The organism is Neisseria sp. 27098_8_112, from assembly GCF_041433235.1.
Classification (GTDB): domain Bacteria; phylum Pseudomonadota; class Gammaproteobacteria; order Burkholderiales; family Neisseriaceae; genus Neisseria.
In genome coordinates this window covers 107,543-132,144 of the sequence record NZ_JAPWBB010000001.1, presented here as the reverse complement: position 1 = coordinate 132,144, position 24,602 = coordinate 107,543, and the positions used below count along the sequence as shown (strand labels likewise).

At 48.5% G+C, this 24,602-nt stretch carries 21 protein-coding genes, 1 tRNA gene and 1 CRISPR repeat array (1 of these 23 cut by a window edge); of the genes, 7 read left to right on the top strand and 15 right to left on the bottom strand.

The features are described 5' to 3' along the window. Window positions 1–282: direct repeats of the CRISPR family, unit length 32 nt; unit sequence GTTTCAACACACAGCCGCCCGAAGGCGGCTGG (it extends 1,221 nt beyond the left edge of the window). 189 nt (window positions 283–471) lie between these two features. The 12 genes from cas2 to pip all read right to left on the bottom strand — a co-directional run bounded on the left by cas2 (window position 472) and on the right by pip (window position 12,570). Continuing rightward, window positions 472–765, bottom strand: coding sequence for a CRISPR-associated endonuclease Cas2 (gene cas2, locus O3682_RS00615; protein ID WP_003746238.1), 294 nt, complete (start codon window positions 763–765; stop codon window positions 472–474). 75 nt (window positions 766–840) lie between these two features. Beyond that, window positions 841–1,854 carry a type I-C CRISPR-associated endonuclease Cas1c gene (gene cas1c, locus O3682_RS00610; protein WP_371508002.1) on the bottom strand — a complete coding sequence of 338 codons (1,014 nt, stop codon included), beginning with the start codon at window positions 1,852–1,854 and terminating at the stop codon, window positions 841–843. 218 nt (window positions 1,855–2,072) lie between these two features. Then, window positions 2,073–2,828: a hypothetical protein gene (locus O3682_RS00605; RefSeq protein ID WP_371508001.1), complete on the bottom strand. Its 756-nt coding sequence runs from the start codon at window positions 2,826–2,828 to the stop codon at window positions 2,073–2,075. A 2-nt stretch (window positions 2,829–2,830) separates the two neighbouring features. Then, window positions 2,831–3,499, bottom strand: a complete 669-nt coding sequence (cas4, locus tag O3682_RS00600) for a CRISPR-associated protein Cas4 (RefSeq protein ID WP_371508000.1) — start codon at window positions 3,497–3,499, stop codon at window positions 2,831–2,833. A 27-nt stretch (window positions 3,500–3,526) separates the two neighbouring features. Further along, complete coding sequence (locus O3682_RS00595; RefSeq protein WP_371507999.1) at window positions 3,527–3,895, bottom strand: hypothetical protein; 369 nt, start codon at window positions 3,893–3,895, stop codon at window positions 3,527–3,529. Window positions 3,896–3,921: 26 nt separating this feature from the next. Further along, window positions 3,922–4,794, bottom strand: coding sequence for a type I-C CRISPR-associated protein Cas7/Csd2 (gene cas7c / locus O3682_RS00590; protein WP_371507998.1), 873 nt, complete (start codon window positions 4,792–4,794; stop codon window positions 3,922–3,924). An 11-nt stretch (window positions 4,795–4,805) separates the two neighbouring features. Further along, a complete protein-coding gene (cas8c, locus tag O3682_RS00585) occupies window positions 4,806–6,584 on the bottom strand; it encodes a type I-C CRISPR-associated protein Cas8c/Csd1 (protein ID WP_371507997.1) in 1,779 nt (592 codons plus the stop codon). Next, complete coding sequence (cas5c, locus tag O3682_RS00580; protein WP_371507996.1) at window positions 6,581–7,255, bottom strand: type I-C CRISPR-associated protein Cas5c; 675 nt, start codon at window positions 7,253–7,255, stop codon at window positions 6,581–6,583. The genes cas8c and cas5c overlap by 4 nt, the downstream gene beginning before the upstream one ends. A 53-nt stretch (window positions 7,256–7,308) precedes the next feature. Beyond that, complete coding sequence (locus O3682_RS00575) at window positions 7,309–7,875, bottom strand: SLATT domain-containing protein (RefSeq protein WP_371507995.1); 567 nt, start codon at window positions 7,873–7,875, stop codon at window positions 7,309–7,311. Further along, on the bottom strand, window positions 7,868–9,190 hold the full coding sequence (locus O3682_RS00570) for a nucleotide-binding domain-containing protein (RefSeq protein WP_371507994.1): 1,323 nt from the start codon (window positions 9,188–9,190) through the stop codon (window positions 7,868–7,870). The genes O3682_RS00575 and O3682_RS00570 overlap by 8 nt, the downstream gene beginning before the upstream one ends. A gap of 39 nt (window positions 9,191–9,229) precedes the next feature. Next, the gene (cas3, locus tag O3682_RS00565; protein WP_371507993.1) at window positions 9,230–11,518 is read right to left on the bottom strand and encodes a CRISPR-associated helicase Cas3'; all 2,289 of its coding nucleotides are present in this window, start codon (window positions 11,516–11,518) and stop codon (window positions 9,230–9,232) included. A 122-nt stretch (window positions 11,519–11,640) separates the two neighbouring features. Continuing rightward, complete coding sequence (gene pip / locus O3682_RS00560; RefSeq protein ID WP_371507992.1) at window positions 11,641–12,570, bottom strand: prolyl aminopeptidase; 930 nt, start codon at window positions 12,568–12,570, stop codon at window positions 11,641–11,643. Between the two features lie 124 nt (window positions 12,571–12,694). On the opposite strand from pip, the gene yciA reads away from it, so the two are divergent. Together yciA and O3682_RS00550 are read left to right on the top strand one after the other, a co-directional pair. After that, window positions 12,695–13,129, top strand: a complete 435-nt coding sequence (gene yciA, locus O3682_RS00555; RefSeq protein WP_049332732.1) for an acyl-CoA thioester hydrolase YciA — start codon at window positions 12,695–12,697, stop codon at window positions 13,127–13,129. Window positions 13,130–13,375: 246 nt separating this feature from the next. Beyond that, entirely contained in the window at window positions 13,376–14,167 is a 792-nt protein-coding gene (locus tag O3682_RS00550; protein ID WP_281773216.1) for a formate/nitrite transporter family protein, read from the top strand. Between the two features lie 154 nt (window positions 14,168–14,321). Here O3682_RS00550 and O3682_RS00545 read toward each other — a convergent pair. Together O3682_RS00545 and O3682_RS00540 are read right to left on the bottom strand one after the other, a co-directional pair. Next, window positions 14,322–14,398: transfer RNA gene (locus tag O3682_RS00545), tRNA-Pro, on the bottom strand. A 154-nt stretch (window positions 14,399–14,552) separates the two neighbouring features. Then, the gene (locus O3682_RS00540; protein ID WP_003746217.1) at window positions 14,553–16,076 is read right to left on the bottom strand and encodes a fumarate hydratase; all 1,524 of its coding nucleotides are present in this window, start codon (window positions 16,074–16,076) and stop codon (window positions 14,553–14,555) included. 854 nt (window positions 16,077–16,930) lie between these two features. Here O3682_RS00540 and O3682_RS00535 point away from each other — a divergent pair. From O3682_RS00535 to trkA, 5 genes are all read left to right on the top strand, one after another. Next, window positions 16,931–17,569: a 2Fe-2S iron-sulfur cluster-binding protein gene (locus tag O3682_RS00535; protein WP_070608671.1), complete on the top strand. Its 639-nt coding sequence runs from the start codon at window positions 16,931–16,933 to the stop codon at window positions 17,567–17,569. After that, window positions 17,569–19,197, top strand: coding sequence for an FAD-binding protein (locus tag O3682_RS00530; protein ID WP_371507991.1), 1,629 nt, complete (start codon window positions 17,569–17,571; stop codon window positions 19,195–19,197). Before O3682_RS00535 ends, O3682_RS00530 begins: the two co-directional genes overlap by 1 nt. Continuing rightward, the gene (locus O3682_RS00525) at window positions 19,194–20,447 is read left to right on the top strand and encodes a complex I 51 kDa subunit family protein (RefSeq protein WP_070460286.1); all 1,254 of its coding nucleotides are present in this window, start codon (window positions 19,194–19,196) and stop codon (window positions 20,445–20,447) included. The genes O3682_RS00530 and O3682_RS00525 overlap by 4 nt, the downstream gene beginning before the upstream one ends. A 212-nt stretch (window positions 20,448–20,659) precedes the next feature. Next, complete coding sequence (locus tag O3682_RS00520) at window positions 20,660–22,111, top strand: DASS family sodium-coupled anion symporter (protein WP_371507990.1); 1,452 nt, start codon at window positions 20,660–20,662, stop codon at window positions 22,109–22,111. A 95-nt stretch (window positions 22,112–22,206) separates the two neighbouring features. After that, on the top strand, window positions 22,207–23,619 hold the full coding sequence (trkA, locus tag O3682_RS00515) for a Trk system potassium transporter TrkA (RefSeq protein ID WP_371507989.1): 1,413 nt from the start codon (window positions 22,207–22,209) through the stop codon (window positions 23,617–23,619). Between the two features lie 77 nt (window positions 23,620–23,696). On the opposite strand, the gene lgt is transcribed toward trkA, so the two are convergent. Next, window positions 23,697–24,557 carry a prolipoprotein diacylglyceryl transferase gene (gene lgt / locus O3682_RS00510; RefSeq protein WP_004520768.1) on the bottom strand — a complete coding sequence of 287 codons (861 nt, stop codon included), beginning with the start codon at window positions 24,555–24,557 and terminating at the stop codon, window positions 23,697–23,699. Window positions 24,558–24,602 lie beyond the last annotated feature (45 nt).

The following is a 24,602-nucleotide window of genomic DNA, read 5'->3' as shown; positions in this document are numbered from 1 at the left end:
CCGAAGGCGGCTGGGATTGAGCTGACCAGCCAAGATTTCAGCGTAAACGTTTCAACACACAGCCGCCCGAAGGCGGCTGGGTGAAAAACGGCCTGCCTTTCAATCCCTATAAGGATGTTTCAACACACAGCCGCCCGAAGGCGGCTGGTATTCGTACATGTCGTAAGGGTCTTTATACGGCTTGTTTCAACACACAGCCGCCCGAAGGCGGCTGGACACCACTGAAGGCGCAATGGAGCATGAATACCCTGTTTCAACACACAGCCGCCCGAAGGCGGCTGGAGCCTCTCTCAAAAGCCTTGCTCCATCAGGTTTCGCAGCCCCAATTTCGCTAAGCTCCCAAGAAAAGCAGAAATGCGAGTATAACACAGCCTTTTCTGTTATACCCACATTTGCAATATCCTGATTGTTAAAGAACAATCCTAATTCGCTAATCCTGCCACATTTTCATGAGAACAACAGGTTGGCGATTCACACAATCAACGTATCCTTAAACACATCCACCGTCGGTTTTGCGCCGTGGTGTTCCACTTTCCGCCGCCATTTGCTGCCCAGATGGTAAAAGCGCAGGCTGTCGGTTTCGGGGTTGTAGGTTTTTAAGAGTTTGTCTTTTAAAACGACCCACTGATCGGGCGCGATGTCGCATTCGAACACCGAATATTGCACGCGCACGCCGTAGTCCAGACACAATTTCGCTACGCGCCGCAGCCTTGCCTGTCCTTCCGCGTCTTCCAGCGAAATATCGTAAGTAATCAGCATCAGCATTTTGTATTCCCATGTGCAAGGCTGCTTTAGAGACCGTCTGAAAACATCCAACCCGTTTTCAGACGACCTGCAAACCTATCTCATCAAAAACGGCGGATATTCCGCCAAATCCCCGCGCAAGTGTCGCGCCAACAGCATTGCCTGAATATACGGCAGCAGCCCGATTTCCACTTCTTCGCCCAAAAACGGATGCACAATTTTCTCCTGCTTTTTCGCCTGCAAGGCTTGGAACAAGAGCTTACGCGCATCGGCTTTCAGGCTAACCGCGCCGCTTGCCTCGGCAACAAAATCCTGCGGTTTGATTTGTCCGCGGTTAATCAGCGAAAGCACCAACCTATCCGCCCACCACGCGCGGAATTCTTCCAAAATATCCTGCGCCAAACTGTCGCGCCCCGGTCGGTCGGCGTGCAGAAAACCCACCTGCGGATCCAGCCCCACGCCTTGCAGCGCGCCGCTGATGTCCTTGCCCAAAATGCTGTACACAAACGACAACAGCGCATTCACCCCGTCTCTGGGCGGACGGCGGTTGCGCCCGTCAAAAGAAAAGCCGCTTTTTTCGTTCAAAAGCTGCCCGAACACACCGAAATAACGTGCCGCCGCATCGCCTTCGATGCCGCGCACTACGTCCAGCCCGTCCGCGCCCTTCAACTGCCGCAGCGAAATGTTCAAAGAATCGACCGCATTTTGAATCGCCGCATTCTCGCCGTAATTGCGAATCTGCCGCTGAAGCACCCGCTTACTCGCCTGAATCTTCGCCGCGATGATATTGCGTGCAATTGGTACGGGATTTTGCTCCGACACCCGATACTGCGCCCGACGCAAAAGCACATTGCCACTCTGCCGCCCCTGAAGCCGCCCTAAGAAACGCCCGTTTTCGGTAAAAAACGCCAAATTCACATTATTTTCGCCGCAAAACCCCAATAAAAACGGCGACACCAGCACATTCCCAAAACAGAAAATATGCCCGATGGAATGCACCGGCAACTGCGCCACCTTCTTGCGTTCCTGCTCCACCACCAACGTCTCCCGCTCCTTATGCAGATAGCTGCCTTGGGTGGTGATATAGAGCGTGTTTTGCAGTTTGCGCATGGGAAAACTCCTTGGGGTTTGACCGCACTTTTTTGGGCGTTTAACAGGGTTGGGCTACCTGAAAAATGGTAGGTCGGATTCTTGAATCCGACATTTTCAAAATTGCAGCAACAATTTTAAATTACATAAATATCAAACGGTTGTCGGATACAAGTATCCGACCTACTCTGACTTTCTTTTGTTAATGATTCGACCACCTAAAAATAATTGTTAGGTTGCTAAGATATTTCAACTAGTTTCACATTAATACAAACTTCTTTTTCAACACATCTAGTGCTATTAGGAATAACTTTACACACTTTATAATCACAACGAATAGTTTCTGAACTAATAAGTTTTAATTTTGCATCACTAGAAAATAAAACTTCTTTTTCATTTCCCTTGTCTGTACCTTTTATCTTGTAAGAAAAAACTCTTGTATCTGGTTGAGTTACTTTTAAAACTAATAAATCAATCACTCCAGCATCATAGGCTTTTCCTCCCCACTCGGCATTGCGCAAAGCAACTTGCGGGCAAAATGATGTAGAAAATGGTGATGATGTTATATATTCTGTTCCAATAGAATTCTCTCCCATCCAACAACCACCATGAAATAGGAATTGCCCGTCGCTTAAAATACAATCTATTTTATTTATCTCTTGTACAACACTATTATCAAAAGTATGTTTTCTTTGATAATTAGTTAACTGAATGGGCGTTTTGCTAGGCATAGTTTGTCGCCAAATTTTAAAATTAGAGCTTGAATTTAATGCTTTATTAATATGATCTTCTAATGCATTATCCGCTCCTATTAAAGCCATATGAACCGCCGCTTCGTATGCATTTGATATGCTTTTTTCTAACTTATCACGTACTTGAAAAATAGGACGTCCATACTCCTGTAAGTGTTGGATACCTTCATCTAAGGTTGCATTTCTGTATGTCCATATTTCATAAGGTGTTTCAAATACATCAACTATTGGTAATGAATTCATTCTTATACTCCATTAAATTTATCTTCCCCAAACAACCCCGCCACATACCCCACACTCCTATCCCGTTTCCCCAGCAATTCCGGCTGGCAAATCTCCAGCAGTGAGCAGGCTTTGCAGCGTTTGCCGTAGTTAGGCGGCGGAGTTTGTCCGCTGTTCAAGAGTTCGCGCACGGCGGCGATGGTGGTGAGTGTTTGGGCGCGCAGGTCGTCTGAAAACACGACGGGGACGCGGTGGCGGGTTTGCATATACCACAGCGCGCCCTCAGAAACGGTTTGCGCCGTCATTTCTTCCAAACACAAACCTTGGGCGCAAAGCTGGATTTCGTCCATTGGGTCGGGTTTGGGCTTGCCGCGTTTGTATTCCACGGGTTTCAGACGGCCTGTCTTCGTATCCACTTCCACCAAATCCAACACGCCGCTGATGCCCAGCTTCTCCGCCGACACATGCACCGTCCGCTCAAAGCGCACGCCTTTGCGCGTTTCCGGTTCGCCCGAATCCACCCGCTCATGCAGCGCCTTGCCCTGCGCGGTCAGATAGTTCTCCGCCCACGCCTGCTCGTTATGAATCAAGGCGCATTGGCGCGGGCAGAAGGCGTAGTGTTGCAGAGCAGAAAGGGGAATCAGGCGCATGTACTGATTTTCCCTTTGGCTTTCGGTTGAAAGTGCGGTCATTTTTTCAATATTTTCAATAAATTTTTGTTATAGACAAAAAATTCTCTCTATCCATTCATCTTTATCGTATGGACCATGGACACTCTTAAAGCACCCCCTACTTTCAACACTTCTATCCAAATCTTTAACTATCCAGTCAATAACACAAATGACTTTGTTTGTTTCGGCAATAACGCCTTTAACAATACCTATATGTAAGATTCTGATTTCAGATGATCCTTGCCCCTTCATTCGCTTGATTGCAATTCGATCACCTACTTGTATTTGTTCTCCTCTTTGAAATTGTTCAGGTTGATCTTCTGCTCCCCATCCCAGCATCCAATAACCATTTTTAACAAAAAACTGATCTTGATGATCCTGTCCTCCCCAAGAGGCTCCAACTAACCAATATTTCATATCGTTACTCCTGACTTATTAAAAACTTACAAATACTCTTCCACACTCACGCCATTCAGGCCGTCTGAAACCACGCTGATTTTGTAATCGCCAAAACCGCTTGCGGGCGTACCTGATTCGCCGTTTACGCGTTCGACTTTCACGGCGTCAAACAGTTTATGTGCAGGCTGGCTGCCGAGTGCGCTGTCGTGTTTAAAAACAATCAGTTTGCGCGCCGCCATTTCGCCACGGGCGGCGGAGCGGTCGTGTTCAAACATCAGCGTCAGGGCTTGCCAGAGTTTGGCTAAATCGTTGTCTGAAAAACCGGTTTTGGCGGCAAGGTTGGCGGAGATAAAGCCATGCACGCGGTATAGCGCGTAAGGGACGATGTATTTGCGCCCCATGGTGCGTTCTTTTTCCAAGTCTTTTTCGTTGGTTACCGCCATGCGAGTGATGGAAACTTCCAGCGGCACGATGGGGTCGATGGATTGGGCGAATGCCAGTTGCACCGGGCCGCGCACTTGCCCGCTGTTGACTTCGGTGGTCATCACGGCGCCGAAGGTACGGATATCAAAGAAGTTTTTACACATCCAAGCGGTAATGTCGCGGGCTTTGGCTTCGTCTTTTGGCAGTTTTTTTTCTTTAGTATTTGGTTCAATCCCTAAAGCCTCATAAGCGCGTTTGTTTTGCAGGTTCAACACGCTTTTTTCTTTAACGTAGATTTCATAACCGGCTTCGTTTTCGCTGCTGATTTCTACAAAATTACGGATTTTGCGTTTCAGGCAGACATCGGTTACCAAGCCTTTGCTGGATTCGGGATCGAGGCGCGGCATATTGCCCGCATCGGGATCTCCGTTGGGGTTGCCGTTGGTTACATCAAAAAAGTAAACAAATTCATAGCGGTTTTGAATGGCAGACATTTTCTGGCTCCTTAGTTTTCAATGGTTTCAGCGGTTTCTTTTTTAGCAAAATAGCTTTGTTTTTGATGGTAATAGCCGATGGCGAAGCGGCCTTGCTCATCAATGCTCAAATGGCGCGGAAAGGTCTCGGGCAGTTTGGCAATGATTTCGCCCAAATCTTTATCCAAATTCACCGCCATGCCGGCTTTGTCTTTACGCAAGCGCGACAAATGGTGTTTTGCACCCGACAAAAGACGCGGAAAAACGGAAAACGGCACAGCGGATGCAGAGCCATAATAGCGGTCGGCAATGCCGGCGTTTAATTCGCCCAACGCCTGATATTGAATGCGCTCCAACACGGCAAACAGCCGCCCTAAAAGATAGGCGCGATTCGGGCTTTCATTGTTCAAACTCATAGGAACTCCTTCTTCGATAAAATCTTTTCTAAAACGCCGCTCTAATACGGCTTTAATCATTGCCACGCGCAGTCCGTTTACATCGCCGTCGGCGCGGATTCGGGTAATCAGTTGCGACAGCAAACTTAATGGGTACGGTGTGCCGCAAATCACGGCGCGGGTCATTTCGCCTGCCAATACGGGCGAGATGTTTTCGCTTTTGCCCAACACGGCAGTTTGCAATAAGAGTCGCCAAATAGACGGCGGCGTTTTCCATGCGCAAGGTTCAATAGCTAAATCTTGCCAATGCTTCGCCAAATTTTCCGCCAACTGCCCAAACGTGGTATCCAGCCAAAACCGAACAGAAATCCGCGCGGCATTAGGGGCAAGCCCTAAGATATAAAAACGGGTATTGGCAGAAAGTTCGGGCGCAATTTCTTGCAGCGGACGACCTTTGCTGATTTGTTCCAATACGTTGAAGACTTTGGCGCTTTCTTGTTCGTCATCCGGCGGCGTGAACACTTGCGCGAAAAAGCCTTCGGCAGCCTGCGCCGTGGCGTTATCGTCGGCTTCCGCCCAAAAGACCGTGCTGGCATCGCCGATGGTCAGGCAGTGATTATTTTCGCGGCGTAACAGATAGTTCAGCGCAGTGGTGTAGGCAAAGGCGGATTGTTCGGAAACGGGCGCATTTGCGCCTTGCTCCTTGCCAAAGGAGGCAAAGGCTTCTTTATTGAATGAAATAATCGAACCACCGGAGCTTTGCCCGCCAAACACGCCTTTAATCGCCGGATGCAGCCGTGCAATCGGAGCGGTGTCGCCGCTAATCAAGCACAAGCCTTCGAGTGCTTCGTCGCGTTTCAGGCAGCCTGCCCACAAGGTTTGCGCAGCTTCGCGTTTATGGATAAGTGCGGTTGGTTTTTCAAGAGAAAATGCGATGTTGGCATCGAGCATTTCGGCAGGCAGATTTTCGGCAGCAAAATGTGCAGGCTGCCAGTTTTGCAGAAAACGGCATAAGGCTTGCAAGCCTTCATCTTCGCTGTTTTGCAGTAAATCGAGATGGTATTGCTTAAAGGCGTCAAAGGTTTTTTCAGACGGCGTAAACGGTTTTTCTTTGGCTTCGGCTTTGTTTTTATTGGCTTCTACGCCGAGCGCGTAGGCGGTTTTATCCCACAAAAAATTCGGTTTGATGCCCGATGTGCGTTTTTCAGGGCGCGGCACGCTCATCAGCTTCGGTTGCGGCTTTTTATCGACAGTCAGATTCGGCACAACGGTTTTCAGACAACCCTCTTTATCCAACACCAAAATCCAGCCGATTTTCTCCTCACTAAAGCCATAAGGCGGCACTTTCGGATTGCCCATGTCATCGTTTTCCGCTGCCAAACGGCGGTAATAGCGGGCAAGGGACGCAAGAATCATGCTTTCACCTCCTCGGCGTAAAACGGCGGCACATCAATCACACCGTCTTTCATTTCCGCACGGAAAAAATGCGGTGTGTTGCCGCGATCAAAATCAATATCGTGCAGCATCCAGCCCAAATCGCGGTTTGCCTCGCTTTCCAATAATGCCGACGGCGGCAGCAGCTCGCCTTCGTCAATCAACGCAAAATCGGCAGGAAATTCACGCACGCCCAAACAAGGCTGCTGAAAGCATTGCCCCTTTTTCGCACGGCGTTTGAACATCTCGATATGCTTGGTAACGGTCTCATCCGCCCCCGCTTTTGTCGTCAGCACCGCATGGGCTTCAATCACATAAGCCACGTCTTTAAGCACCGTCGCCGCGCGCTGCTGGCGGTCGTCTTCAATCAGCGTATATAAATCGGCAATGCTCTTACGCTTCATCGCCCCGCTGACCTTACCCGCCGAAATCTTGCCGCCCAACTCATTGCGCCGCACCGACTCAAACCGAATCGGCTTTAACACATAAATCCGGTCAATCACCCACCGAATCGCGGGTTTCCAATGCACCGCCGCCAAAATCCCGCGCGCCGCCGACGGCGTGATGACATCATAAGACACCCGCTCCACCTTCATCTCCGGACGGGTAAAACAGGCATAATCGCCCCAAATATGTAGGCGGATTTGGTTCATTTGGTTCTCCTTTTAGTTGGGACGTGTGGTTTCAGACGACGTTTTATGGATTTTCATGTTCGTCTCAATTCTTTTGGAAGAAATTTATCTATCTCCTCATCAGAAAATGTCATATCTTCCATGTTTTTAAGGGCATCCTGTGCTTTTTTATAAGCTTTAAAATTTGTACTCGGTGCGCCGGAATAAATACTATGCAAATCTTCTAGTAATTTATCCCTTTGTAAGCAAATTTCATCAAGTGATTGCTGTTTCATGTGAAGGGCAGTTAAAAGTGTCAGATATTTTTCACGAATAAGCCAAATTTCTGCGGCTACTTGACGATGTTTTTGTGCAATTGCTCCCAAGTCATAATCTTTTGTATAAGAATTAAGAACAAGTAGGATAGTGGATATTATTGCTACAATAACTTCGGCAAGTTTTTTATATTCAGGGCAAAATTCAAAAAGCATGGTAATTACTCCACCAGCAATAATTGCTGAAAGAATAATCTGTCCCCATTTTATACAAGAATTTTTTTTGATTAGAGCATCCGCATGCTTTTCATGTGTTTTATGAGTGTAAACTACTCGCCCATAACATTCTCGTAACTGCCCTTCTAAAATTTTTTCTTCATTAGTCATAATCACTTCCATCCGTAACAATTGGAACATGGATTCTATCTTTAGCTACAACCACGCCATTTTTAACGCAGTAGCATTCAACGATATGATCACCATAAAAATCTGTTTGTTCTTTTCTTTGTTTATACCCTTCATCTTTAAAGATTTGCCCTCGAATACAATCTCTTCTTTTAGCTTCTTCTCCTCTATTTAATACTTTCCAATAAATATCATAAGGTTCAGAAACTGAACATTCCACTATATGAAATAATAAGTTCTTTCTAGATTTTAGAGGAATTCTATGCAGCAAAGCATATCTGAGTAAAAATTTGCGAAAACCGTTTTGTTTTACTTCACAGTCAATCTTTAGATATTCACGAATATCAATCGGAAATTTATCTTCAATAAATTCTTCCGTATTCTTCCAACCCTGAGAATAACTTTTAGAAAGAGACTCCATTGCCATTTCAGTTTTTTTAGCAGGAAACGGTCGTCCATAAATTTTTTTCCATTTATCATTTACACTGCTTTGATTTTCGGCATCAATAGCCTTCGAGCACAAGTCATAGGCTTTTTTTGCTTTCTTCTGAAATTTTTTCTTTACCTTGACTCTTTGTTTGCTACCCAATGCAGCATATTCTGTTTGTTCTGGTAATTCAGACAAGTATTTAAAAAAGTCTCTACTGAGCCAATCATAATAAGAAAAACTTTTATCATCATAATAATCTGTTGATTTCAAAAAATTATAAGCTAGCGTATCAATAAGTAGTCCTCCCATTGCTACACCATGTTTATTTTTCCAAGCTCGTGCCATTTTGCACAAACACCGTAAATTCTGATTTTTATCTTTATCAGCAGAAGAAATTTCATCTATTTCTTCTCGTGGTTTGGTAATTTTCCAACTTCCTCCATTTTTAGTATCAGGATATTTAAAACTCCCATCTTCCTGTTCAAAAACAGGCTGAACCTCAATATAGAAATTAGAAAAAGTTACAGTAACAACTAATCTATCAACACTAACAGCCGTGCGTGGATAACGTTTTAAAATAGCCTCTTTTGTGTCAGAAAGTAGTTTGTATTGCCCATTTTGAGAATTTTTATAGGTATCCCAACGAGACTTTGGCATGATGTACAACATATCTAAGTCAGAAATTCCATTGATACCTGTTTTCCGCCCAAACGATCCCACCTTTAAGGTATTTGCTGTTTCGGAATCGGTATTGCGAAACTGCTTATTTAATGTTTTAGTTAATTCTGCATAACGATCACTTATTGTCTGTTTATTAGAAATCGCCAGGTTATCAATAAACTCTTCAAACATCTGTGAAATACTCATTTTGTTTTCCTTTATGGTTAATATAATTTTATTAATATCTCAAAAAACTAAATTCTCAGTTTTGATAAAAGCATTATCCTCCCAAGAAAGCCCTGCCACGTCATCATACAAATCCAGTCCAATCAGCGTATAAAACTGTTTACCGAAGTTTTTCTCGTTAATCGGTTCGATACGCCCGGCTTTATATAAAGCGGCGAGAGCTTTTTCGGGGATTTGGACGGTGTAGGGTTGCAGTTTGCGTAAGAGTCCGCCGATGTGGTCGGCGTGGTGCAGGCTGCTAATGAGGTTTTCTGCATCAACATCGAACGGAATAATCAGCGGCTGCATATGGCTTTCAATCATGCGGAATTGGTCGGCGATGGTTTGGAATGGGAAATCAAGGCTTTGCCCTGTATCGTTGTGCACTTTCAGAATTTTTTTATTGTCCAGTTCGCTGCCTTTTAATTGATAAAGCTCGGCGAAGTAGGCGGCGACGGCTTGGGTGGATAAGAGGTCGTCTGAAAAGCTGTCGGCGGTCAGGCGCATAACGGCGGCTTGGACGGCAAGTTCAGGCGGGGCTTTCCATTGTTCTTCGGGCGCGAATATCCAGACAAAGCTGTTTTCAGACGGCCTTTTGCCTTCGCGGTTGCAACGTCCGGCGGCTTGGGCAACGCTGTCTAAACCGGCTTCGGCGCGCATCACCAGCGGAAAATCGACATCAACGCCAGCTTCAATTAAGGAGGTGGCGATAACGCGGCAGGGTTCGCCGTTTTTCAGACGACCTCGAATCTCATCGAGCTTTTGGCTGCGGTGTTTGGCGCACATTAAGGTGGTCAGGTGGAACGTGCCGTCAAGGTGTTTGGCTTGGTCGTACAGGCTGCGGGCATGGCGGCGGTTATTGACGATAACGAGTATTTGCGGGTGTTCGGCAAGTTTGGCGAACAAGTCGGCGTCGGTTTGTGTGCCGATGTGTTGCACGGTGGTACGGCGCAGTTTGTCGAAAAGTGCGGTCGGTTTTGGGGCTATTTCACGCACGTTTTCAAAGCCGCGATAGAAGCCGTTTTCGGCTTGCACGGCTGGCTGGGTGGCGGTGCACATGACGACGCTGCAGCGGTAGTTTTGCGCCAATTCTTTGATGACTTGCATGATGGGCAGCAAAAGATTGAGCGGCAGCATTTGCGCTTCGTCGAGGATGATGACGGAGCCTGCGATGTTGTGCAGCTTGCGGCAGCGCGAGGAGCGGTCGGCAAAGAGCGATTCGAAGAATTGCACGGCGGTGGTCACGACAATCGGCACATCCCAGTTTTCCGAGGCAAGGCGAAATTTATCTTTGGTGGCCTCATTTTGCAGTTTGCCGTCGTCGAAGGTGCTGTGGTGTTCCAACACGGCTTGTTCGCCCAATTCGCCAAAGGCTTTGCGGAATTCGGCGGCATTTTGTTCGATGATGCTGGTGAACGGAATAACGTAAATTACGCGCCGCATGTCGTGCCGTTTGGCGTGTTCCAGCGCAAATGCCATGGAAGTGAAGGTTTTACCGCCGCCCGTTGGCACAGTGAGCGTGAACAGCCCTTGCGGTTGTGCCGCTTGTTCTACGGCATGATCAAGAATTTCGCTACGCAGGCGGTTTAAGGCGGCATTGCGTTTTTCGGCTTCGGTTTGCTCTGAGGCTTGGGCGATACGTCGTCTGAAATCATTGATAAATTGATTGAAATTATGTTGTAAGGCGTTTAAATCGGGATAATCGCCGCGCTCGACGGCTTCGTTTTCTAGGTTTGAATAAAAGGCTTCGGTGTCGAGGTAATCAGCATCCACCAAGCAGGAATAGAGCATTCGGGTGAAGAAGGCGTAGGAGAAAAAAGGATGATGCGCGTCGGCTTTGAGTGGTGGGGCGGACAGGTTTTGAGGGAGCTTGATTTCTTGTTGCCACAAGTTATCGAGAGCGGAAATATCTGCGCCGAATTGCAACGCTAAACGATCCTTTAACGTGCGGCGGTTATCGCCTTCACCACTCCCATTTGCTAACCCGGCATGGTGCCCCGCAATGCAAAACGCTATCAGTTTGCCAATCACATTTCCCCAGCGTTCGACAGCAATTTTGGCTCCGGCAGTAGCATGATCGACCGATGGGCCGCCATGCAATCGGTGATTAAAGGCTTCCGAATATTTCCCTAAGTCATGAAGCCGTCCCGTCTGGCAGGCAATTTCCTGTGCACCGAATACCCGAGCAAACTCCGCCGCCATTTCCCCAACATTGACCGAATGGCTTTGCAAGGTTTGCCAATGTTCGTAAGGCAAGAGATTGCCGAGTTTATCTTGCGCGGAATGGGCGTAGTAAATTAGGGGTTTCATATTGAAATTCTAAAAAATTCAAATTGATACAGATGCAATGATAATATGATATTAAATTTAATATGTAAATAGAAAAAATGCCGTCTGAAACTTTTTCAGACGGCATTGTCATTTATTAACCTTTATAACTTGCTTCTAATATCCTCCACTGCTTTCACTAAAGCTTCGGAAAGCGAAGGATCAAAAGAAGAGTGGCCTGCTTGGACGATTCTCAATTCTGCTTCAGGGAAGGCTTGCGAAAGTTCCCACGCGCTTTGCATCGGGGTGCATAGGTCGTAGCGGCCTTGGACGATGATGGTTGGGATATGGCGGATTTTGTCGATGTTTGCCAAGATAGCTTTATCGCCCTGCAGCCAGCCTTCGTTCACGAAGTAATGGTTTTCCATTCTTGCGATGGCAAGGGAGGCTTGCGGGTCTTCATCCACGTCTTTGGGTTCAAACTGAATAAGGTAGCTTTCCCAATCTGCCCATGATTTAGCTGCTTTGAGGCGCGTAGCTTCATCTTCGCTGAACAGCATTTCATGGTAGGCTTTGATTAGGGCTTGGCGTTTGTTTTCCGCTACGGGGGCGATGAATTTTTGCCATTGAGCCGGATAAATTTGGCTGACGCCGCCTGCTTCGTTCAACCATGCCATTTCAGACGGCCTGCACAGGAAAATACCGCGCAAAACTAAGCCACTGACGCGCTCGGGATGGGTTTCGGCATAAGTCAGCGACAAGGTGCTGCCCCATGAACCGCCGAAAACCAACCATTTTTGAATGCCGAGCATTTCGCGTACTTTTTCAATATCGGCAACCAAATCCCATGTAGTATTGTCTTCGATACAGGCATAAGGTTTGGAGCGTCCGCAACCTCGTTGGTCGATAATAACGATGCGGAAATACTCTGGGTTGAAAAAGCCTCGACAGGCCGGTGATGCGCCTGCTCCGGGGCCGCCATGCAGGAAAATCACGGGATGGCCATCAGGATTTCCTGATTCTTCCCAGTAGATTTCGTGAATGTCGGATACGCGCAAAAGGCCGCTATTTCTTGGTTCTTGAATCGAATGCATGAGCTTTCTCCTTTGTCTGATGAATATGTTGATTGTAACACTTTGCCTGCTGATTTTTCAGACGGCCTACATAGGTTTATCGCAACAAATGGCGTAAAATAGCACTTTTTTGACAGGATTATTTATGGCTGACAACAAACAAACACATGCTGCACCCGAAGGACAACTTTTATTGCGTACGGTAGCCATGCCGCGCGATACCAATCCTAATCAGGATATCTTCGGCGGCTGGATTATGTCGCAAATGGATCTAGGCGGTGGTATTTTGGCGGCAGAAATCGCACAGGGACGAATTGTAACCGTGGCCGTTCAAGAAATGAATTTCATCAGACCGGTAAAGGTCGGCAACGTCGTGTGCTGCTACGGTCATTGCGTCCGCGTAGGCAATACTTCTTTGCAACTGAAAATCGAAGTGTGGGTGAAGACTTTGATGAACGACATGGTAACGGAAGACCGCCAACTGGTCACCGAAGCAGTGTTCACTTACGTCGCCATCGATGCACAAGGCAATCCGCGCCCTATCCCTCGCGAAGGCAATGCAAAGCTGGCTCATTTGTAAGTTTAAAAATTCAAAACAAGGCCGTCTGAAACCTCAACGTTCAGACGGCCTTTTTTCATACAGAAGCAAAATGTAATAATATTTCTTTTGAGCTAAAGCAAGGCGAAGTATCTGTTTTTTAGGTTTAATTCAGGCTGATTGATAAAACAAAGACCGTACACCGGCTCCCTATAACACTGCCCTACCGCGACAGTTTGCGCCACTTTTGAAACGGCGTTTCCTCCTCAATCCACTTTAAGGAACATCATGGCTTCGCGCGATTTATACCCACAGGAAATTTTACAGGTTGTTCTCGACAAAAGCTGCGCCAAAGCACAATCCAGCATCCCCACTCTGGCAATCTTGAGCATTTTGGCCGGCGGATACATCGGCTTCGGTTATCTTGCCTATTTAAAAGTAGTCAGCGGCATTCCGCACGAATGGGGCGGAGTTGCAACTTTACTCGGTGCCGCCGTGTTCCCAATCGCCTTGATTTGTATCCTGCTTGGCGGCGGCGAGCTGGTAACCAGCAACATGATGATCATGTCTTTAGGCAGATTGGCCGGACGGATTTCCTCCAAAATGCTGCTGCGCAACTGGGTTATCGTTTGCATGGGCAATTTGGTGGGCACGCTGGCAATGGCTTTTTTCCTCGGATACTATGTCGGTATGATTGAAGGCAGCGTGGCAGAAAAAACCATTGCTGTGGCGGAAGCAAAAGTCCATATGGATTTCGGCCGCGCTTTTGTATCGGCGGTCGCATGTAACTGGATGGTCTGCATGGGCGCGTGGCTGCACTTTGCCGCTAAAAACACAACCGGACGAATGCTGGCCATTTGGTTCCCCGTCATGATTTTCGTATTAAACGGCTTCCAACACCTTGTCGCCAATATGTTCGTTATCCCAGCGGGTATTCTGGCAGGCGCAAACATCACTTGGGGGCAGTTTTTCTTCAATATGATTCCCGTATTCCTAGGCAATGTCGTCGGTGGCGCATCCTTTGTCGGCGCATCTTATCTTTATACTTATAAAGATACGCTGAAAGATAGTGCCGAATAGCCTGCTTTATAAACAACAAAACCTGCTTTTGAGAAAGCAGGTTTTGTTTCAGACGGCATTGGTATTAAGTTTTAAAATCTATTTGGACACATTATTCAGATAAATCATCCAAACGAAAAAAGAGCCGTTTTTAAAACGGCTCTTTCCAATTCTTTGGTCGGAGTGAAAGGATTCGAACCTTCGACCCCTTGCACCCCATGCAAGTGCGCTACCAGACTGCGCCACACTCCGACTCGATAAGCTGTGAATTTTAGTTTCAAACGCTGATTTTGACAAGTGCTTTTTAGAAAAGGAAATTTACTCGTTTGAAAACATTTAAATTATTTGTAAGCAAAAAAAGGCCGTCTGAAACCGTTCAGACGGCCTTTGATTATCCAGGCAAATATCAAGCTTCAACCGGAATAATACCGATTTTAGCCTGCCATTGTTTTGGCGCAATGGCGTGAACCGATTCGCCGTTACTATCTACCGCAACGGTAACAGGCATGTCTTTGACTTCAAATTCGTAAATCGCTTCCATGCCCAATTCTGGGAACGCCAAGACTTTAGACGCTTTAATGGCTTTGGCAACCAGATATGCCGCGCCGCCGACAGCCATCAAGTAAACGGCTTTGTTATCGGCAATGGCTTGGCAAGTTGCTGCGCCGCGCTCGGATTTACCGATCATACCCAAGAGGCCGGTTTGTTCCAGCATTTGGCGGGTAAATTTATCCATACGGGTGGAAGTAGTCGGACCGGCCGGGCCAACAACTTCGTCACGGACTGGATCAACCGGGCCAACGTAGTAAATCAGTTTGTTGGTGAAATCTACCGGCAATTCTTCGCCTTTGTTGAGCATGTCAACCAAACGTTTGTGCGCGGCATCGCGGCCGGTCAGGATTTTACCGTTCAGCAACAATACGTCACCGGTTTTCCATGTAGCCACTTCTTCTTTGGTCAGATTGTTGACATCGACACGTTTGCCGTTGTCAGGGCTGTAAGTCAGATCCGGCCAGTCTTCCAAAGATGGGGCTTCCAGTTTGGCCGGGCCTGAGCCATCCAATTCAAATTCGATGTGGCGGGTTGCCGCGCAGTTTGGAATCATGGCAATCGGTTTGGAAGCCGCGTGGGTTGGGTAGTCAAGGATTTTGACATCCAGCACGGTGCTCAAACCGCCCAAACCTTGTGCGCCGATACCCAAGGCATTTACTTTTTTGTAGAGTTCCAAACGCAGGGCTTCGGTTGTAGACAATTCTGCACCTGAATCGGCTTTTTCTTTGAGTTCCTGAATATCGATATGGCTCATCAGGCTTTCTTTGGCCATCAGCACTGCTTTTTCAGGCGTACCGCCGATACCGATACCCAAGATGCCCGGAGGACACCAGCCGGCACCCATTTGAGGAACGGTTTTCAATACCCAATCAACGATATTGTCTGAAGGGTTGAGCATGGCAACTTTGGTTTTGTTTTCAGAACCGCCGCCTTTGGCTGCGCAAGTGACTTCGACTTTGTCGCCTTTTACGATTTCCATATGTACAACGGCAGGGGTATTGTCTTTGGTATTTTGACGTTTTCCAGCCGGGTCGGCCAATACAGAGGCGCGCAGTTTGTTGTCAGGATAGGTGTATGCACGGCGTACGCCTTCGTTAACCATTTCCTGTACGCTCATCTCGGCATCCCACTGTACATCCATGCCCACTTTCAAGAATACGGTCGCAATACCAGTATCCTGACAAATCGGACGATGGCCTTCAGCACACATACGGCTATTGACCAAAATCTGCGCCATCGCATCTTTGGCGGCAGGATTTTCTTCTTTTTGGTAAGCCTTGTATAAAGCCTGAATGTAGTCTTTAGGATGGTAGTAGCTGATGAATTGGAAAGCGTCGAAAATACTTTGGATAAAGTCTTCTTGCTTGATGACGGTCATGATTGTGTTCCTTTTCGGGAGTCATGGTAGGGAGGGTTTGTTTATTTCTTAAGAGACCGATTCTTTCAGACGGCCTTCAATAATGTAATAGTGCTTTCAAATGAATGACCCAGACAATATCATTTTCATACCTTATTGATTTAAATAGAATTTAATATCGCATTAAATCACTTGGTTATTGATAATCTATATCCACTGACCACTCACTTACATAGAAATAAAATTACATTATTTTTAAATGATAATCTTATTCCAAGGCCATCTGAAAATGCTTGCCTTAAGTATCTGAGAAAAAATTTAGTATCCTGTATTTAAAAGGAAACTACCTAAATTTCAGACGGCCTTTCTTATTTTCCAATACAATACATAATTGTAAAATCTGTGTTATTTTCTCCCTCAATCTTCTTGACTGATATCAAACTTGTTTGATTTTCTGAAATTTTATAACAGTCTTTTCACTTGCTCACATACCCAAATATTATTCAATATATACAACAATCTATGCAAAATCATCTAACATATAATAATGATTTTTACTAGTAAATATACGAATATTTTAAAATTTATAATAAAAAAGTAATTTTATTTTACTTTTAAAATCAAATTTTTGTAATAAATTTGTCTAAATAATAGGCATATTTTGTTTGCAATCCTCCTTCTATAAAACCTTAGGTTACCCCTATCATCAAAACCACTAAATTCTGATACACTTCGCCTTATATAGATAAACATTGATTTTAAAAGAATTTCTGAGTAAATCACTTGGATATTTTCCTCATACGCAATAAATGTAATAAAAATACAATTAATCAAATTACCCACTATTCCAACTTCCAATTTTACAGGAACAAACCATGAGTGAAAATTTGTTAACCCTGACCATAGACGGCCATGAAGTCAAAGCTTCCGCCGACTCGTCAATCATCCAAGCCTATGCCCGTTCAGGCAATGCGATTACTGCCAATGTCGGTTGTATGGGTCAAGGCGTATGCGGTTCATGCCGCTGCATGATTCGTAAAGAAGGCGAGCGCGAAGTAACCACTGCACTGGCATGCGAGACCAAAGTCGAAGAAGGTATGCAGGTCAGCTTCTTGGATTACTTTATTCCAGAGCACATCCAATATTACGACGTCGGCGAGATTGGTGATGGCTGGAACTGGTTGGACGATACCGCCAAAGCTTTCCCTGAAGCACAAAACTGCCGTCATTGCGGCGGTTGCAATCGAGCCTGTCCTAAAGGTTTGCAAGTGGAAAACGGCGTAGCGCAGGTAGTTTCCGGCGATTTCGGCGCGGCTGCGCTGACCTTTGACCAATGCGTGATGTGCAACCTCTGCACCCTCTCCTGCCCCGAACACATCCGTCCGAACCACTTGGGCCTGTTCGCCCGCCGTATGAAAGCGGCGCGTACGTTGCGCCCTGTGGATTTGATGCGCCGCCTGCGCGAAATCGACAGCGGCAAAATGAAAGTCGAATTTGAAGAGGAGTCAGTGTAATGGTTAACAAAATCCAAGGCATAGACTACGAAACCGCCCTTGCCAACCTGCGTGCGTCCTCATTGGAGCTGCGCGGCGATTTACCTGAAAAAAACGAATTACTGAGCCAATTTCACCCTGACTATCAGGCAAATGCACGTGTGAAACTGCCTATCGGCCCAAACCAAGGCGATTACTGTCATCCTGATTTGGCCAAACTCTTAATCAGTCAGCCTCTGATTGACGACTATGATTTGTCAGGCGCAGAACATTTGAACACTGACGTATTGGTCATTGGCGGCGGCGGAGCAGGCGCGGCAGCGGCATTGTCTGCAACCGAAGCAGGAGCGCGCGTGATTATGGCGAACAAGCTGCGTATCGGCGACAGCAATACCGTAATGGCCGAAGGCGGTATTCAGGCGGCGGTCGGCGCGGAAGACAGCTTGCAGCAACACTTTGACGACACCATCAAAGGCGGCCACAACGCAGGCAAAAAAGAATTGGTGGCGCAAATGGTTACCGATGCACCATCTGCCATTCGTTGGCTGATTGGCTTGGGCATGACTTTTGACTTGGCTAAAGGTGCAGACAACAACGGAATGTTAAGCCGCAAACGCGCAGGCGGTACGACCGTACCGCGCATCCTGAGCTACCGCGACTTTACCGGCCTCGAAATGATGCGCGTGCTGCGCGAGGCGGTCGAACTCGACGAAAACATCACCCAACTCAACCGCCACCCCGCCATCGAATTATTGTCGGACGAACACGGCCGCTGCGTCGGCGCGATTTTGTACGATTTGGAAAAACGTTCTTTGGTGTTGGTTCACGCCAAAGCCGTAGTATTGGCAACCGGCGGCAGCGGACGCCTGCATTTGCAAGGTTTCGCCACTTCCAACCACTATGGCGCGACTGCAGACGGCCTGGTAATGGCTTACCGTATCGGCACCAAACTGCGCGATGTCGATTCTTTCCAATATCACCCAACCGGCGTTGCCCACCCTCCACACTTGGCAGGCGCGCTGATTTCTGAAGCCGTGCGCTCTGCAGGCACCAAGCTGGTCAACGGTTTGGGTGAACGTTTCGTTGACGAATTGCAGCCGCGCGACGTTGTTGCCGCCGCCATTTTGCGCGAGTGCCGCGAAGGCCGCGGCGTGGTACGCGACGGTCAAGTCGGCGTATTCCTCGACACCCCGCGCCTGATTGCTAATGACCCTGACGTATTGAATCGTTTGGTAACACTCGGCCACGTTGCCCACAAATGCGACATTGACCCTGTTGTTGAACCGGTCATGATTCATCCGACCCTGCACTATCAAAACGGCGGTATCGAAATCAACGGCGACGGCGCAACCTGCGTCGAAGGCCTCTATTGCGCCGGTGAAGTAACCGGCGGCATTCATGGCCGCAACCGCCTGATGGGCAATGCGCTTTTGGACATCATCAGCTTCGGCCGCCGTGCCGGTAAAGCCGCGGCAAATTGCGGCCTGCCGCTGAAAAAAGTACGCGGCGGTGTCGGTCACGTCCACGACCTGCAACGCGAAATGACCCGTGCCGGTCTGACCAGCGACATCAAAGCCCCCGTTTTATATCCCGACTACGGCAAATTCGATTTGCGCGAACACGCCGGTTTGCAGGAGCAACAATCATGAATCAAGCCAATCAAAACTTACTGCATCCTTCCCGCCAAGTCGGCGCAGATTTAGCCGCATGGCGTAAAGTCGGCGGTGGCGAAGGTCTGCTGGCTGCGCTTGCCGATCCTCAAAGCATTGTTTCCAAACTGCAAGATGCCAATCTTTGCGGTATGGGCGGTGCAGGTTTCCCGACTTGGCGCAAATGGGAGGCCGCCGTTGCCGCCCAAAGCAAAAATGGCGACAAATATGTTGTCTGCAATGCCAACGAAGACGAACCGGGTACATTTAAAGACCGAGTACTGCTGGCAAATACGCCGCACCAAGTCATCGAAGGCGTCCTGATTGCCGCCGTTGCCTGCCGTGCCAACAAAGCGATTCTGTACGTCAACCCTCATCAAACCGAATCCATCGCTTCCATCACACCGGCCATCGAGCAATGGAAAAACAGCGATTTGTTTATCCGTATCGAAAACTACTTGGGTAAACCTTTGGACTTGCAACTGGTTGAAACTTCAGGACGTTATATCGGCGGTGAAGAAACTGCCGTGATTTCATGGCTGGAAGGCGGTTTCCCCTTCCCCCGCCGCAAGCCGCCTTTCCCTGCCGAAAGCGGTGTCAACGGTGAGCCGACCCTTATCAACAATACCGAAACCTTCGCCAATATTCCACAAATCCTTGCTAAAGGTGCGGAATGGTACAAATCTTTGGGTTTGGGCGATGCAGCCGGTACGAAACTCTACTCACTCTCCGGCGACGTATTGAACCCGGGCCTGTACGAACTGCCGATGGGCACGACCCTGCAATCGCTGATTTACGATCACGGCGGCGGTATGCTTGAAGGCCGCACGTTTAAAGCCGTATTTACCGGCGGCCCGTCAAACACGCTTTTGACCGTAAAAGATTTGGATGTGCCTTTGGACTTCGTTTCCGTACGTGAACGCAAATCCAGCCTCGGCACCGGCGCGATGATTGTGATTTCCGAAGGCACCAGCGTGGTGCGCAAAGTGGCTGAGTATGTGGAATTTTTCGCTTCCAATTCATGCGGTCAATGCCCACCTTGTAAAGGCGGCACATTCCAGCTTTCCCGCCTGCTCAACCGCGTGGACACCGGCATCGGCACTCCCGACGACCTGCGCGCCCTGCAAAGCCTGTGCCAACTGTTGCCACGAAGCGGCCGTTGCGGTTTGATTGACGGCGCGGTAACTGTGTTGCAAAGCTCGTTGCGTACCTTCCCCGAAGAATACGGCCTACCGCAAGAACAGGAGTAAAACGGCGTTGTTTTCAGACGGCCTGTTACTGTGAAGGCCGTCTGAAAAACGATACCCGAATCCCTTTCTCTTCTTTCCAAGATGGAAGAGAAGCCCAATAAGAAAAATACCTTCCGAACCTACCAAAATACGTTCAGACAGGCTTCAGTAACACTCAGGCCGTCTGAAAACAGATTTCCCAATACTTCAATCCTCAAATTAGGAGATTCAACATGGGCTTCAAGCCAATTCCTGCCGCGGTCGCACTTGTGCTGACGCTGCTTATCTGGTTCGTTATCCCCGTTCCTCAAGGCGTATCGCCTGACGCATGGCATCTTTTAGCATTATTTGTCGGCATCATTGCCGGCATCATCGGCAAAGCCATGCCTATCGGCGCAATGGCGATTTTGGGCATTACCTTGGTTGCACTGACCGGCGTGACCAACGAAAAAGCCGCCGACGCAACCAAAGACGCTTTGAGCAGCCTCAACAACTCACTCATCTGGATGATCGGTATCGCCATCATCATCTCGCGCGGCCTGTTGAAAACCGGCTTGGGTATGCGTATCGGCTACCTGCTGATCTCCCTCTTCGGAAAACGCACGTTGGGCGTAGGTTACAGCTTGGCACTGGCCGACTTGGTTATCGGTCCGGTAACGCCGAGTAATACCGCGCGCGGCGGTGCCATCGTGCATCCGATTATGAAATCCATTGCCTTAAGCTTCGACTCCGACCCTAAAAAAAGTACGGAAGGCAAAATTGGTAAATACCTTTCACTGGTCAACTTCCACTCCAATGTGATTACCTGTCTGATTTTTATCACTGCCACCGCACCCAATCCGCTGGTAGTCGAATTGGTTGCCAAAGCCACCAATTCGCAAATCCAACTCTCTTGGGGCACTTGGTTCTTGGCAATGGTCGTACCCGGCCTGCTTGCCATGCTGCTGATGCCGCTGGTGCTGTATTTCCTGTATCCACCTGAAATCAAACAAACCCCTAACGCCACTGCATTGGCAAAAGAGCATTTGGCTGCCATGGGGCCGATGAAGCGTGAAGAAAAAATCATGCTGGGCATTTTCTTGGTTCTGCTGCTGTTATGGGCGGGTATTCCCGAGATGTTGTTCGGTGTGAAAGTTGATGCTACCGCCACCACCTTCCTCGGCTTGAGCCTGTGTCTGTTGACCGGCGTATTGACTTGGGAAGATGCGTTGAAAGAAAAAAGCGCGTGGGATACCATTGTTTGGTTTGCTGCCTTGGTGATGATGGCAAACTTCCTCAACAAACTGGGCCTCATCAGTTGGTTGTCCGACTCCATGCAAAACGGTATCGCCCACATGGGCTTGGGTTGGGAAGCCGGTTGTGCCCTGTTGATGCTGGCCTACCTCTACGCCCACTACGTTTTCGCCAGCGGCACGGCACACGTTACCGCCATGTTCGGCGCATTCTACGGCGCAGGCTTGGCCTTGGGTGCACCACCGATGCTGTTTGCCCTGGTTATGGCATCCGCTACCGGCATCATGATGTCGCTGACCCACTACGCCACCGGTTCCGCTCCTGTAATTTACTGCTCCAACTATGTAACCATGACCGAATGGTGGAAAGCCGGCTTCATCATGAGCGTGCTCGAAATCCTGATTTTCGGCACTGTCGGTATCTTGTGGTGGAAAGTTTTGGGCTACTGGTAACCTTCTGGCTTATTTAAAACTCAGGCCGTCTGAAAACTCCAATTTCAGACGGCCTTTTGTTACAATTTCATTTTTACCGAACACACTCAATTACCGTGAAAATACTCATCCTCGGCAGCGGCCAAGTCGGCTCGACCGTCGCCCAAAACCTTGCCTCCGTTCCCAGCAACGACGTTACCATCATCGACATCGACGAAAAAGCGCTCAACCGCATCAGCAGCCGCCTCGATGTCCAAACCATCGTCGGCAACGGCGCATCGCCCTTTACCCTCGAACAGGCAGGTGCGGCGGACTCCGACCTCCTGCTTGCCCTGACCCGCAGCGACGAAACCAACATCGTTGCCTCCAAAATCGCCGCCGACCTGTTCAACATCCCCGGCCGTATTGCACGCGTACGCTCAAGCGAATACCTCGAATATCCGGTTGCCGGCAGCGACAAACCCGAAGAAGGCAGCCTCAACATCTTCGGCATTACCGAAACCATCAGCCCAGAACAACTGGTTACAGAACAACTTGTCGGACTGCTCAGCTACACCAGCGCATTGCAAGTACTCAGCTTTGCCAACGACCAAGTCCGCATGGTGATTGTTCAAGCTCGCAAAGGCGGTTTGCTGATCGACCGTGAAATTGCCGACATCAACCAACATCTCCCCGAAGGCGCGGACTGCCAAATCTGTGCCATATACCGCAACAACCGCCTTATTGTCCCCACACCGCAAACCGTCATCATCGAAGGCGACGAGGTACTTTTTGCCGCCGACATCAGCAGCGTTGAAGCCATCATGCGCGAATTGCGTCCGAAAGAAGCGCGTACCCGCCGCATCATGATCGCCGGCGGCGGCAACATCGGCTACCGCCTCGCCAAGCAGCTCGAGTCCAAATACGACATCAAAATCATCGAATACAAACCCCACCGCGCCGAATGGCTGGCCGAGAATCTGGACAACACCCTCGTCCTACAAGGTTCTGCCACCGACGAAACTCTGCTGGACGAAGAATACATCGACGAAATCGACGTCTTCTGCGCGCTGACCAACGACGACGAAAACAACATCATGTCCAGCCTATTGGCAAAAAACCTTGGCGCCAAACGCGTGATTACCATCGTCAACCGCTCAAGCTACGTCGATTTGCTCGAAGGCAACAAAATCGATATCGTCGTTTCCCCCCACCTGATTACCATCGGCTCCATCCTCGCCCACATCCGCCGCGGCGACATTGTTGCCGTCCACCCCCTGCGCCGCGGCACGGCCGAAGCCATTGAAGTGGTGGTACACGGCGACAAAAACACTTCCGCCATCGTCGGCCGCCGTATCAGCGGCATCAAATGGCCAAGCGACTGCTACATCTCCGCCATCGTCCGCGGCGCAACCGGCGAGGTCATCATGGGACACCACACCGAAACCATCCTCCAAGACGGCGACCACATTATCTTCTTCGTCTCACGCCGCCGCGTTCTGCCGGAACTGGAGAAACTCATTCAAGTTAAAATGGGCTTTTTCGGTTAAACCCAAAATCCGTTTGCTTGAAGCCATAAAAAGGCCGTCTGAAAACCTTTTCAGACGGCCTTTATTTCTTGTTTTATTTATGCTTTGGCAACGCTGTTTTTACGGCCAAACCAAACAAAACCAATCGCACCCAATACAATCATCGGCACGCTCAACCATTGACCCATAGACAAACCCAAGGTCAGCAGGCCGAGATAATCGTCAGGCTGACGGGCAAATTCGGCAATAAAGCGGAACAAACCGTAACCGCCCAAGAACAATGCCGCCGTTTGACCGGCCGGACGCGGTTTTTTCGAGAAAATCCAAACGATGACAAACAGGCAAATGCCTTCAAGGGCAAACTGGTAAAGCTGAGACGGGTGGCGCGGCAGCATACCGTATTGTTGCAGCCATTCGGCCCACAAAGGATTGTGCGCTGCAGCTTCCGCATCTTCGTAACGCGCTTGCGGGAAACCCATTGCCCAGAAAGCATTGAGTTCGGTCACGCGTCCCCAAAGTTCGCCGTTGATAAAGTTGCCGATACGGCCGGAAGCCAAGCCCAGCGGTACGAGCGGTGCAACGGTATCCATCAATTTTAAAATACTGATGTTATGCTTGCGGCCAAACAGCCACATGGCAACGACCACGCCCAAGAAGCCGCCGTGAAACGACATACCGCCTTCCCAAACTTTGAAAATATCCAACGGGTTGGCCAGATAGTCGGAAAATTTATAAAACAAAACGTAGCCGATACGGCCGCCCAAGATGACACCCAAGATACCCCAAGTCAGGAAATCGTCGAGTGTTTCTTTGGTAAACACAGAATTGCCCTGCGCTATACGGCGGCGGCCCAAAATCGTAAACAGGATAAAGCCGACGATATAGCTCAAGGCATACCAGCGGATGGCAAGCGGGCCGATGCTGATCAGCACCGGATCAAACTGGGGATGTATCATCATAATGTGTGTTCCTTATCTTAAAGGCCGTCTGAAAGCCTGAACTTT